We start from the raw sequence: 11,757 nt of genomic DNA, 5'->3' as shown, positions 1-11,757 counted from the left end.
GTAGGTAGGATATTTTATTACGTTCAGTCTAGAACAGCTGCTCGATTTCAATTTAAAGTCAAGAGCTAAAGCCAAATAGTTAACGTCCATCTGATGCTGCTGATAGGGAACTGAAATCGACTGCTCCAACGCCCCGCTCCACATGCACCAACACCCTTTTTGTGCATTTGCCTTATTCTAACACGTTCAAGTTGTCTATCCTGTCGAAGTGCTTTCTGTTTAATGTCACTAAGGAAAGGTTGTGGGCAACTGCAGTTGCTGCAATGAATAGATCAGCTAGATCTATTTGCTTCCGTTTTCTTTTCAAAGCACTATTGAGAATCACGGCGGTGTCTACCGAAAGTTCATCTAGCGGTATTACAGTAATGGCTTGAAAAACAGTGTCCCAAAATGTTAACTGACTGGTTGTCGCCCCTGCGTAAATCTCATATTTGGTCACGGTGGAAACGGCGAACGAATAACTTTGTCGCACTAAGCTTATCCAAACGGATTTTTCTTTGTCGGTCTTACGATAATAGTCAATAAGTATGGAGGTGTCAACCAATATTATTTTGTCCGCCATTGATTGATAGCTTTTCTGTTCTTAGCCATAGTATCCAATTGCTTTTTAGTGGCAGTCGGACCGTTCAAAAGCAACCTTTCTAAGTCAGCGGACTTGTCGCTTTTTGTCTCTTTTTCTAGTTCGGCTTTTAATTGTTGCAATTGTCCTGAAGGCAGGGTTTTCACAATTTTGAGCAGCTGATTGAAGTCTATATCTACCTGTACTTGCATAAAAACAAATTTATAAAGAATTGTCGAACTCTGAAGGTCTTGTAAAGTGACACCAATCAATTTGTGGCTTGGCAATGTGGCGGTAGTTGGAAATCGTCAGCCGTCACCGATGCTAAATGTATAAGTGAACGCTCATAGTTTATTCTACTGCTCGGCTTTACTGGTCAAGCCCGGACTACTGCTGAGTGGAGAATAAAAGTGGAGCATACAGTCGGCGCCCCGCCCTGTTGCCAAACCGCCTGTTAGGGGGTCGTTGGATTTTTTTCGTCAGTTACATATTCCAGAATATCACCTGGTTGGCAGTCTAGTGCTTTACAAATGGCCTCTAAAGTGCTAAAGCGTATGGCTTTCGCCTTCCCTGTCTTTAAGATAGAAAGGTTCGATAACGTTAGATCAACTCGTTCAGAAAGCTCATTCAATGAAATTTTTCGCTTTGCCATCATCACGTCTACGTTTACAATAATGGGCATAGCTTAAATTGTTAAGTCGTTTTCAGCTTTCAGATCAATGGCATTTTGCAGGAGTTTTTCGCCTATTGCCGCAGCCGTAGCAAATACGATAGACACGAAAGTAGTCACGATACAAAGGGCGATAAAACCCGCTGGGTCGTCTTCTTTATCGTGGAATAGTCTGATGTATAGTCCCGCCAACACAATCAGAACACTTAGTACGATGGCACAGTGCTTTATACTCTTCAAGGTATTAACCGAGTCTGACGAGAAAACTTTATTTTGGCCAATGTAGCCAAGTAGTTTGAACGCCTTATACAGGGCAACAAAAAAAGCAATTGACGCTGCGTAGCCATACAGGATGAACGGGTCAGCGTAAATGCTGAACAAGTCCCGGTTGGTGGCTCTTCCCTCCGTTAGGGGAACCCGGATCAAAATGGCCAGTACCACGATGCCGATAAGCACGATGACTGCCTGAAGAAATAGTATCGAAACTCCTTTCATAGTGATGTTATATATTTATTTGTGTAGCAAACGTAATAAATATTTATTGTTTATTAATAAATATTTAATGTATTTAGAAAGGAGCAGGAAAGTAAAGGCCTGTTGTCTAATCCTAAGTTGTCAGACGGTCAGGATTCGTTGGGCTGTCCGTTACAATGACCGCTAACTCGTAAACATATATAACTCAATTGCGTCTATACAGCCGTTTAGCTTGTGTGGACGCAATTGAGTTAAAAGGCCTAACTATTCTTTGATAAGCTGTTAGCTTGGCCAACAGGCAGAAAAATGCTTATGGGACTTCCCGAAAATCGCTTGCTGGTTATAGACCGGCTGCCGGGTCCTCTGCTTCTAAAAGCTGTTTGAAAAATGCTTTTGACTTATAGCTTTCTACCCTATACGCTACCATCAATAAACCGTACCCAAAAGCAAGCATGCCGAATGGAACAAACGTAGCAGGTGAATTACTCTGTACTGTTGATCTGGAGTTGCTACATTTGACTGGAGACTTTTTTTAGGCAGATTTGGGGACAAACTTCAATTTGACCATGGTTAAACGACCGCAACGGCGGACCGTGTGTGTTCGACGAAGCCTTCAAGGAAATGGCCCGCTCCGGCGTACCGGTCGAGTTATCGTATGCAAAAGGATCAATTCAAGAGGCCGCCAACGAACTGGACATCGATCCGGGACGAATCAGTAAATGGAGGCAACGGCACAAAAAAACGATCGAATCCTGCTTGCCAATACCACCCTTACGGACGAACAGCAACAGATCAGAAGGTTGCAACGAGAGCTTAGAGAGGCTCAGATGGAGCGCGATATACCCCGGCGGTCAGCATCTTCTCCAGGGGAGACGGGAAATATCGCATCCGACGAGTACATGGCAAAAGCCAGTGTCGTTACGGAAGTCCCGCGCCACGGTGGCCCGGATTGCGGATGAGCTCCGCGAGCAGGGCGTGAAAGCATCCCGTAACTGCATTGCCAGAATCATGAAGAAGGCCAGGATTCGCAGCATTACGTGTAAAAAGTATCGGGGGCAGACTACGGAATCAAATCGTGATTACCCAATAGCTAAAAACGTGCTGAATAGAGAGTTCACGGCTGATAAACCAGGGCAAAAGTGGGTCTCAGACATCACGGCACAGGCCGCCCTGCTACATCGCTACGGGTCAGGGGTGTCTTTATCTAATCGTAATTTTGGATCTGGCCGACCGAAAAGTGGTTGGTTGGGCCATGAGAGATAGTATGAAAGTAGTGGAGACAAGTGTAGAAGCTTGGCGTATGGCCCTCACAAACAGATCAATAGGTGGTCAACTTCTGTTTCATTCGGACCGAGCCGGGCGGCCGGTGCCGTATCCAATATGCCTGCACTGAATTTAGGGATGAACTAAAGGATTTGCCGGTGGTGCAAAGTATGACCAGGCTGCCGGAGCAGTCGTAAAGGCAATTGTTGGGATAATGCGGTTGCTGATAGCTTTTTCAAGACCCTCAAGTGCGAGATGATCAACCATACTTATTTTGCGACGCGGGCTGCGGCTCGGTTGACCACCTTCGAGTATATCGAGGGTTGGTACAACGGCACAGGCCGCCCTGCGCCGACGGAAGCATTCAATATTGAATTACGGTACGCCCAGTCAGCAGGAATCTTATTTTTACACTTCCTCAATGGCCGTATAAAAATTCTCCAATATACTGTTGCAAGTCCAAGTCTTGATTATACAGCAGCTTAGCGATTGGCCTAATTGAACGAATGGCGAAAATCCAGCGGGGAGGAGTTCGTCTTGCTCTTGAACAACTTACTGAACGACTGGGGGTGTTCAAAACCTAATTCATAGGCAATCTCACTAACAGACAACTTAGTCGTCGACAGCTTTTCTTTGGCCTTTTCAATCAACTTATCGTGAATATGCTGTTGGGCGTTTTGCCCCGTCAGTGTCTTCAGCAAACTGCTCAGATACGTCGGCGATAGATTGAGTTGTTCGGCCATATAGCCTACTGATGGCAAACCAGTTAGCTCGTCGCCCTCAAAATAGGCCTCAAGTACTGCTTCAAATCGATCAAGAATTTGGTGGTTAGTAATCTTGCGGGTAATGAACTGCCGCTGGTAAAACCGGTCGGCATAGTTGAGCAGTACGTCGAGCTGAGCGACGATGATGTGTTGACTGAATTTGTCAATTGGCGCCTGGTATTCCTGCTGAATCTGCCGAATGATACTGACAATCATTGACTCCTCATTTTCAGACAAAAACAGGGCTTCACGAATGGAATAGTCAAAATAGTCGTGCTGTCGAATCGTTTTGGCCAGCGGAGTATGCCACAAAAAATCAGGGTGAATCATCAACAGCCAGCCGCTGTGCTCATGGGACTCATCAGCCGTAACAGAAAGCACCTGACCGGGGGCTAAAAAGACCATCACGCCTTCGTCAAAATCATACGGCTGTTGTCCATATTTCATCCGGCCTCTGAAATTATGTTTCAGCGCAATCGAATAGAAATTATTAACAATGCTTTTGGGCGGCTCAGTCTTCCGTGGTCTGATGTCGTCAAACCGGACCACGCTAATGAGCGGGTGGGCTGGTTTGGGAAGGCCAGCGAATTGATGATAGGCAGATAGGGTATCGATTCGGAGAAGCGGCTCAGTTGGCATAATTCGATGGGCTTATCGCCGGGCGTTGTGCTACGTAAAGCCAGGCGACGGGTGTTACAGTTTGTACAACAAGGTTAACCCCTCTTTAAGTGCAGCCGGCTTTCGGCCAAGCAGCTTTTCCAGGTCAGGGCTTATAATGTCTTCCTGCCCATTGGCGATGTCCGTTATAAATCCAGTGATTCGCCGGGCCACTACGTCTGGCAAACCGCGTCCGACAAGTTGGGCTTCAAACGTAGCAGGCTCCGCTGGTGTGTACGTAACTGACTTGCCTGACAGGCTGGTCAGAGCAGCGGCCAGGTCATAAAAAGAGTACGACTCACTACCCGTCAACTGGTACGTTACGTTGCCTTCGGCGTTAGTAGCCAGGGCATTCGCTATGGCTTCGCCCATCTCGCTTCGCAAGGCCAGGGCAACCCTGCCCTGCCCGGCCGGTACGCAGATACCGCGCTCAAAAACGGCATCACCGCCCACAAACTGCGGAATAGCATCCATATACAGGATATTCTGAAACAGCGTGTAGGGCAGTCCACTAGCTTTGATATAATCCTCGGTCTGAAAGTGGCCTTCCATCAACCGGTTAACCAGCGTGGCCGGGTCCTTCAGCGCCCGGCTCGTGTAGGCAATCCGTTGAATACGGGCTTTCTTTGCCGCATCTACAACATTCTGGTGTTGGCGAACCCGGTTTTGCTCGTCGGTACCCGCAATCAACAAGACCGTTTCTATACCCTCCATTGCGTTGTCAAGGGACTCGATGTCATCGTAGGTACCCAAACGTATGGTCACACCCTGTTTAATCAGGTTGACAGCTTTAGTTTCGTCCCGCACGAAGGCAGCAAGCTGGCTGGCCGGTACTTTTTGCAGGAGCTGTTGGATGATGGCGGTGCCTAACTGGCCGGTGGCTCCGGTTACTAAGATCATGGCGTTATTCGGTTTTGATTAGGACAAAGGTCCGCCCTACCCAACCTACAGACGTAGCCGGATTTGTGATTATTGTAGTCGAATTAACTACTGGACATGCGCCTTTTATAACGTGTTTGGTCATGATTCTGTAGTTTGGCGACCGCAAAGTTGGCACGTCTTCAGTCCTTTTCAATTCCCCAACACGTTCTAAAACTTTCGGCAGCATGGCTATTTGGAAAACATCTGCCGATCCAACTTTCTGTTATTATTGATCCGTGAGTAAGTCTGTAAATTTTATAGCTGATTGGTGTGGCTTTAGAGACCATTCGGCAACTTCTATTAAGCAACAACTTTACGAACTAATTCACGCATCAATAAGCGCAGGCCCTAATCAATGGAGTTTTACTCTAGCCATTCCTCTGCTTCCAATAGCTGTTTGAAAAATGCTTTTGACTTATGGCTTTCTACCCTGTACGCTACCATCAATAAACCGTACCCAAAAGCAAGCATGCCGAATGGAACAAGCGTAGCAGGTGAATCACTGTGTACCGTTAAGCCCTTAAACTGCAGCGCACCTGAAGCGATAAGACCAAGGCACATTAACCCAACAGTGCCCAACCAATAGGTCATGAAGAGTAAAACGGCAATTACAGGTCGCATCCGGATAGCTATCTGAGTTTGCCCTGCATTCGTTGAGATACGTCCTTTTATAAGGGGAAGAAATGAGTTTCGTCCTCTGATTATTCTGCTAATTTCAAAAGTCTCGCCGATGATTTTGCCTTCGTAAGGTTTCTCTCTTCTTTCAGGAAATAGGCGAAAACCGATTTGGGGTTCAGTGATGCGTTCAAACCGAGCTTTTACTTCCGTCTGTGTAAGATTAGTCAGGAGTATGAAATTGTCGAAGGGGAGCAGGAAACCAAGGTTCATCTCGAATAGTAGTCTTCATCAAACAGGATGCGTCCCCGCTTAACCGCCCGTGTTGACAGCTCACAATAAGCGATTCATTCACGCCATACCTGGTAGGCCGGTTATTGTCTCTGAACTGTTGGTTGCCTGGCCTGATTACCGAAGCACCCTTGCCGCAATGTCAGTAAAGGTTGCGGTTTGGTTGGTTCGATCCTTGGTTGTCACGTTGCTGCGCAGGTTTAGCCGGGTATAAACGTGCAGGTCGGAGTCAATTAAATCGACCGTAATCGGTTTGCCCTGGTCCGTGGTAATACCTTTGTGAATAAGTACGGCACTCACCGGATCGGCCGACGAGTCTTTGCTTGACTTGTAGACTTTCAGAGTACAGTTTGGGGGAAGTTTGATGCCTTTCTCCAGGTCTTTTCGCACGGTGGTGAGCAGGTTTTGCAACTCCTGCAGGGTTTCCTGAGGTCTGAACCGGTAATACACTTTATCTTCATCTGCCGACTGGTCGGTCTCGACATAGCCCAGCATAGGACCAAATACCTTAACCAGCGACAGGGTTTTGTCAGACGGAATCACGATGGGATCAACCAGCAGTATATTACGGGGGGCGGTCCGGTTCGCGAAATAGCCCGAGGCCACCAGTTCCATGAGCAGGGCTCCGCTGGTAGAAGACCCTAGTAGGTTTATGTTCTGGTAGCCTGATTTCTCCAGGCGATCGTATTCATCCGTGATGGCAGACTGCCAGTCGCGCCAGGTCGATTTCTTGAATTCGTCGTAGCTGCGTCCGTGACCGCCCAGCAATACCTGCGATAGTAAAATATCGGTTCGGCCCGCAGCCCAGGTACGCAGTTCATCCCACTCAAACGTTGTAGCGGTGTAGCCATGGCAGGCAATAATGACCGGTTTTCGGGCTTGCTCAGGGGTTGGGGTCGGAATTGCTTTTGAGACGAGGTAATTTTCAGGTTTGTAAATCGACGGGTCAAACAACGTTCCCCCGTCGAGCATATCTTTCGTAATGGTTGGCTCCGATGAGCAGGCCACGCCAACGATCATAACCAGCAGGCTAATAATTGCTTTCATATCAGTTTGTCGTTTTCTTCAGGATGTTCCAGGTAATACTCGTCTGTACGAAAACCGGGTATAGCGTACCCGGACCAGTTACTCCGTTGCCGGTTAGTAAATTATAGCCAAGGGATGCGTTGACTTTGAGCGGAATGTTAGGACAGTAACAAAGGCCTACTTCGGGCGAAGCCAACAGCGATGTTCGGGGCAGTACGTTGAACATAGCGTCGCCGTAATCGGCTTTGAAATAGCCTACATTCGCTTTGACCATAGGCCGAATCAGCCAGTTCGGTCGAAAGTAATAGGCAGCGTGGACTAAAAAATTATCCTGTTTAATGGCGTTGGAGCCAAGGGCCGTACCAAACCGGGATGTTACGTAGCTCAGCCCTACGTACAAACGTTGAGTAACCAGTTTGGGGTTGGTATACTGGACGGTAATGCCATTTTCGGCGTAGAGATTGATGGTCTTCTGAAGCCGGATGCCTACGTCCAGTACTGCACCATTGGGTCCTGGTGGGCTATTTTGCCCCATGCAGGAAGAATAAGTCAGCCAGACAAACATGAAGCTCCTCAGGAGTAGGTAGGGGCCTGTTTTTACCAGATGTGGGAAGCGCATAAACGTTTACGGATAAAATGAGGGCGACGTGCCGCCCGTTCTATGTGACTTTTCGCCAATTCATTTCGGAAAACTGCCGATAATTTATGAATAGTTTTTTAGCCAATTGCAATCTGTTCATTGTACAGTAATAGGTATTTAGTCAGCGGCTATTTTATGGATTCGCATGACCTATACCTACAAGTCTTTTTCGTGAAATTATTCCAGCCAATACAGTAGTCATCAATCCGGTTTGGTACCTACAAGGTACTAGCTCCCGCCCACATACGGGCAGGGGCTAGTGCCTTGTGCTGCAAGATCAATGTTACCTGCCCGCTACAAGGCACCTTGTTAACCTGACCATTAGTTTTTAGGCATGTAATTGACTGGATTGCCCTTGGCTGCCTCTTCATCAATGACAATGTTATGGCCGGCTGTAAGTAGCCATTTGCCATTTTGTTTTATCATAACAAGGGTTGCTAATTCATGGTCGTCCCCCATTTTATTAGTCCCTCTATCCACGCCATCGGGCGGATAAAATGCGCCTACACTCCAGAAAAGATGAGCAATGGCCCCTGTTATGTTGTCGAAGTTGTGGCGGTTCCAGTCCGCAATCATGGCATCGATCTGCTCATTGATCTGTTTTTCATCGGTTGCTCTGTCCTGAGCGCCTGCCAGGAGGCTGCCTGCCAGGAGGCTGCCTGCCAGTAGGTAGCAGCATAAAATTATCTGTTTCATGTCCGTGCGTTTTTTACACCAAAGCTATCCCCAACAGGTAGGATAGAAATAGTACAAAAAAGACATTTTACAACTGAATGTTCACCTGCAGGCGGTAAGGCGTATGCTTTAGGTCGTTCGTAATGATTTTTGGTGTCACTCCAGCAAATTCTTTAAAATCCCGTATCAGGTGCATCTGATCGAAATAACCACTTTCATAACCGATGGTGGACCAGCTTAGCTGTGGGTTTGTTTCTCTGATGCGGTAAGCATTGGAAAACCGGATAAGCCTGGCAAACAGCTTTGGCGGCAACCCAATCCGCTCTTTACATTTCCGCTCAAATTGTTTTAAGCTCAGGCAGGCGGATGCAGCCACGTCCTCAATGGGCAGGTTGCCATTTTGTGCCAAAAGAACAGAAATATCCCTGTCAAATGGTTCGGCGGGTTTATGCCGCGATAGCTTCCTGAGTAAAAACTTTTCTACAACAGCAACCTGTTGTCGCCAGTCGGTGGTGTTTCTTAGCTGCTCCAATACGGCATCGGCCTCGCTGCCCAACACATCGGAAGCCGAATAACTCCTGTCGATTAGCTGGTGCATGGGAACCCCAATGAGTTGGTGGAGGCCGCCCGGCTTAAAACCAACATGGATCATCAGGTGCTGGTGGCCCATTTTGATATCAACTCTTGTCAGTTGTGGACCAACAAGCAGCGTGGGTGGGCCGGTAACAAATTCATTGGTGCTGTAAAGGGTTTGTATCGGGTCGTGAAGGTAAAAAAACAGGCTATGTTGCGGAGTGGACGGAAATGGGTTTACCGGCATAGGAATGGTCTTCTCCGTCGCCAAACGGAAAACCAGGATAGATTGCACATAAGCCTGTAGTGCATTAGTCGGTATGTATGTATTTATCTCCACTATAGTAAACTGAGGCTAGCACAGTAGATACGGTAAATGGCTTGGCGCAGTACGGGCTTGCGTTTTACTTTCGTTCGGCCAACATTCTAAATTAGCATAGAATTTCCATTACCCAAAGCCTGTTCTCCAGCCCGTATTTTGGCAAGCCGATGTTACTTGTAGTGCGGTCAAATTTTCACAGCCTTGCCTTTTAAGAAAAGAAATTTGTCCAACTTTTCTTTGTAAACGTCCCTTTCATGTTCCGGGATGCGTAAAATTGTAGCCTGGAACCATCTCCGATAATCATCTAGTACTTTCTTGTCCGACGATTTGTAAGTGCTCTTCTTCCGCAAGTGAGCCACTTGGGTTTCAGAAAATTCCTCCAAAGTACCAATTTCAAACGCCCTCAAAACATGCTGATCAACAATTGGTTCTGAGGGATTTGATAAACTGCTACCAAATTGCTTAAACACCAAAGCATAGTCGGATCTCATTTCATTAGATTGCAAAACACCGTCAACTATGTGGCTAATCTTATTCAAATCCCCGTTTTTCCAAAGGTCTGCAATCAATAACCTTTCGAGCTCAAAGCAGCCAACCTGAAAACGAAAATTATTATGTACGACCACAATGCCGACCGGCCCGACAAACCGATTACGGTGCTCAACGAACCGGAAGCCTAAAAGTACGTGGATGGGTCGGCCTTTCACCTGTACGCTGGGCCGATCAGTGCTCTGTCGGAGGTACACAACGCCTATCCCGACAAAAACCTGTACTTCACCGAGCAGTGGATTGGCGCACCGGGCAACATGAAAGGGGATTTAGCGTGGCACGTTCGCGAGCTGATTATTGGTGCCACCCGCAACTGGAGCCGGAACGTGTTACAATGGAATTTAGCCGCCGACCCAAACCAAAACCCACACACGCCGGGCGGCTGCGATAAGTGCTGGGTGCCTTGACCATTGACGGCAATCAGGTGACCCGCAATCCGGCTTATTACAATTTGGCCGTGGCGGCCAAGTTCGTCCGGCCCGGCTCCGTCCGCATTGCCTCCGACGAATCAAAAAACCTACCAAACGTGGCGTTCAAAACGCCCGATGGCCATCTGGTACTCATCGTATTGAACGACAGCAAACTACCTCAACGATTCAGTATCGACAGCCAGGGGAAACAGGTAAACGCAACGCTGGCCGGTGGGGCGGTGGGAACGTACGTGTGGCGTTAACGACTATTCGGTTCACTTCACCCACGTCAGCGCCCGCCCTTTCAACTGCACTTCTGCCTTAGGCGATGTCTGTACGGCAAAGGCCTCTACCTGCGTATCGTTCAGCCAGATACCGCTGGAATCCTGCACCGTAGCCTGTAAGGACTTGTATTGGTCAGACCCAAAAACGGCGAAGCTATTCTGACTGGCTACCAGCGAAAACATATCAGCTATAGTCATTCCTACCGTTCGGAGTCGGCTGTTCTGTAAGGTTACCCGCAAGCTGTCCTTTTTTAATTCTGACAGCGTTACCCGCCCGTCCTTAATCCGCAGGGTTTGCAGTTTTGGTAATCGAAGCACTAGCCGAACACTCAATTTTCGATCAGGATCAGCATCGTTACGTGGCTCTCCCTGATAACCAACATAGTCGGGGGTAAATTTCACAAATAACGTATCCCCATGCTGCCGGGTGCTGTAAAATTCGGCCATGTCAGGGGCTATCAACGCCTGTAGGCTATCTACGCTTTCCAGTACCACGATTTCGGCGCTGGGTGTGCCTTCAATAACCCAATGTATTGCCATTGGCAGGGGTCTTTTTTCAAAATTCTGGTACGGGTTGCGCCAGTCGATACGCCCGTACTGCTGTTTGAGCAGCACATCGGTGGCAACCATCCCGGTAAGAGTAATCAACGCAATCACGATCAGCAGAATATGGCTTTTTTTCATGGTTTATTCATTCATAATGAGCGGTTACGAACTGCTCGTAGCGGGATTCTATTTCGGTCAATTCGATGCCCAGCAGGTACATATTCCGGAAGAAAACCGGCAGGTCGTTCGCCAGAAACTGCTCCCGTCGATAGGTCTTGATCCGGTCGCTGGCATCCTCGGCCGGGAAATACCCGATGCCACGTTTGTTGGCAATAATGCCCTGCTGACTTAAGAATTCATAGGTCCGCATTACGGTATTAGGATTTACTTCCAGTTCAGCGGCCAAATCGCGCACCGACGGAATCTTTTCCCCCGCAGCCCAGCGGTTCAGCAAAATCTGCTCGCTCACGTAGTCAGCTATTTGCAGGTAAATGGCTTGTTTATCTCTAAAATCCATC

At 47.8% G+C, this 11,757-nt stretch carries 15 protein-coding genes and 2 pseudogenes; 3 read left to right on the top strand and 14 right to left on the bottom strand.

All coding sequences use genetic code 11. From position 1 onward, the window contains the following. Window positions 1-172: 172 nt before the first annotated feature. The 4 genes from B156_RS0119495 to B156_RS0119480 all read right to left on the bottom strand — a co-directional run bounded on the left by B156_RS0119495 (window position 173) and on the right by B156_RS0119480 (window position 1,724). Entirely contained in the window at window positions 173-562 is a 390-nt protein-coding gene (locus B156_RS0119495; protein ID WP_018621458.1) for a type II toxin-antitoxin system VapC family toxin, read from the bottom strand. Beyond that, a complete protein-coding gene (locus tag B156_RS0119490) occupies window positions 547-771 on the bottom strand; it encodes a hypothetical protein (RefSeq protein ID WP_157627101.1) in 225 nt (74 codons plus the stop codon). Before B156_RS0119490 ends, B156_RS0119495 begins: the two co-directional genes overlap by 16 nt. A gap of 242 nt (window positions 772-1,013) precedes the next feature. After that, window positions 1,014-1,241, bottom strand: a complete 228-nt coding sequence (locus B156_RS0119485; protein ID WP_018621456.1) for a helix-turn-helix domain-containing protein — start codon at window positions 1,239-1,241, stop codon at window positions 1,014-1,016. A 3-nt stretch (window positions 1,242-1,244) separates the two neighbouring features. Then, window positions 1,245-1,724: a DUF2975 domain-containing protein gene (locus B156_RS0119480; RefSeq protein WP_018621455.1), complete on the bottom strand. Its 480-nt coding sequence runs from the start codon at window positions 1,722-1,724 to the stop codon at window positions 1,245-1,247. 600 nt (window positions 1,725-2,324) lie between these two features. Between B156_RS0119480 and B156_RS32635 the strand changes: the two genes are divergently transcribed. Together B156_RS32635 and B156_RS32630 are read left to right on the top strand one after the other, a co-directional pair. After that, window positions 2,325-2,966, top strand: a complete 642-nt coding sequence (locus tag B156_RS32635) for an IS3 family transposase (RefSeq protein WP_425423311.1) — start codon at window positions 2,325-2,327, stop codon at window positions 2,964-2,966. A gap of 201 nt (window positions 2,967-3,167) precedes the next feature. Further along, window positions 3,168-3,452 (top strand): annotated as a pseudogene (locus B156_RS32630) (IS3 family transposase); the annotation flags it as partial. An 8-nt stretch (window positions 3,453-3,460) separates the two neighbouring features. Here the strand turns inward: B156_RS32630 and B156_RS0119470 are convergent. The 8 genes from B156_RS0119470 to B156_RS29480 all read right to left on the bottom strand — a co-directional run bounded on the left by B156_RS0119470 (window position 3,461) and on the right by B156_RS29480 (window position 9,941). Further along, entirely contained in the window at window positions 3,461-4,369 is a 909-nt protein-coding gene (locus B156_RS0119470) for a helix-turn-helix domain-containing protein (RefSeq protein ID WP_026260927.1), read from the bottom strand. 54 nt (window positions 4,370-4,423) lie between these two features. After that, window positions 4,424-5,287, bottom strand: coding sequence for an SDR family oxidoreductase (locus B156_RS0119465; protein WP_018621453.1), 864 nt, complete (start codon window positions 5,285-5,287; stop codon window positions 4,424-4,426). A gap of 384 nt (window positions 5,288-5,671) precedes the next feature. After that, on the bottom strand, window positions 5,672-6,196 hold the full coding sequence (locus tag B156_RS0119460; RefSeq protein WP_018621452.1) for a hypothetical protein: 525 nt from the start codon (window positions 6,194-6,196) through the stop codon (window positions 5,672-5,674). Between the two features lie 135 nt (window positions 6,197-6,331). Further along, on the bottom strand, window positions 6,332-7,261 hold the full coding sequence (locus tag B156_RS0119455) for an alpha/beta hydrolase (RefSeq protein ID WP_018621451.1): 930 nt from the start codon (window positions 7,259-7,261) through the stop codon (window positions 6,332-6,334). 1 nt (window position 7,262) lies between these two features. Then, window positions 7,263-7,859 (bottom strand): hypothetical protein, encoded by a 597-nt coding sequence (locus B156_RS0119450; RefSeq protein ID WP_211211238.1) that lies wholly within the window; start codon window positions 7,857-7,859, stop codon window positions 7,263-7,265. A 342-nt stretch (window positions 7,860-8,201) separates the two neighbouring features. Continuing rightward, window positions 8,202-8,576, bottom strand: a complete 375-nt coding sequence (locus B156_RS0119445; protein ID WP_018621449.1) for a nuclear transport factor 2 family protein — start codon at window positions 8,574-8,576, stop codon at window positions 8,202-8,204. A gap of 67 nt (window positions 8,577-8,643) precedes the next feature. Continuing rightward, window positions 8,644-9,468, bottom strand: a complete 825-nt coding sequence (locus B156_RS0119440) for a helix-turn-helix domain-containing protein (protein ID WP_026260926.1) — start codon at window positions 9,466-9,468, stop codon at window positions 8,644-8,646. A gap of 167 nt (window positions 9,469-9,635) precedes the next feature. Beyond that, the gene (locus B156_RS29480; RefSeq protein ID WP_169518268.1) at window positions 9,636-9,941 is read right to left on the bottom strand and encodes a hypothetical protein; all 306 of its coding nucleotides are present in this window, start codon (window positions 9,939-9,941) and stop codon (window positions 9,636-9,638) included. 93 nt (window positions 9,942-10,034) lie between these two features. On the opposite strand from B156_RS29480, the pseudogene B156_RS29475 reads away from it, so the two are divergent. Beyond that, window positions 10,035-10,672, top strand: a pseudogene (locus B156_RS29475) (glycoside hydrolase family 30 protein); the annotation flags it as partial. Window positions 10,673-10,684: 12 nt separating this feature from the next. On the opposite strand, the gene B156_RS0119420 reads toward B156_RS29475, so the two are convergent. Both B156_RS0119420 and B156_RS0119415 read right to left on the bottom strand, forming a co-directional pair. After that, entirely contained in the window at window positions 10,685-11,377 is a 693-nt protein-coding gene (locus B156_RS0119420) for a hypothetical protein (RefSeq protein ID WP_018621446.1), read from the bottom strand. 7 nt (window positions 11,378-11,384) lie between these two features. After that, complete coding sequence (locus tag B156_RS0119415) at window positions 11,385-11,756, bottom strand: GntR family transcriptional regulator (RefSeq protein WP_018621445.1); 372 nt, start codon at window positions 11,754-11,756, stop codon at window positions 11,385-11,387. Window position 11,757: the final 1 nt, after the last annotated feature.

Origin of the sequence: Spirosoma luteum DSM 19990 (assembly GCF_000374065.1) — a bacterium.
In the GTDB taxonomy this organism is placed as follows: domain Bacteria; phylum Bacteroidota; class Bacteroidia; order Cytophagales; family Spirosomataceae; genus Spirosoma; species Spirosoma luteum.
Note: the sequence above shows the minus strand (reverse complement) of the source record. Positions and strands in the feature narration are given on the sequence as shown.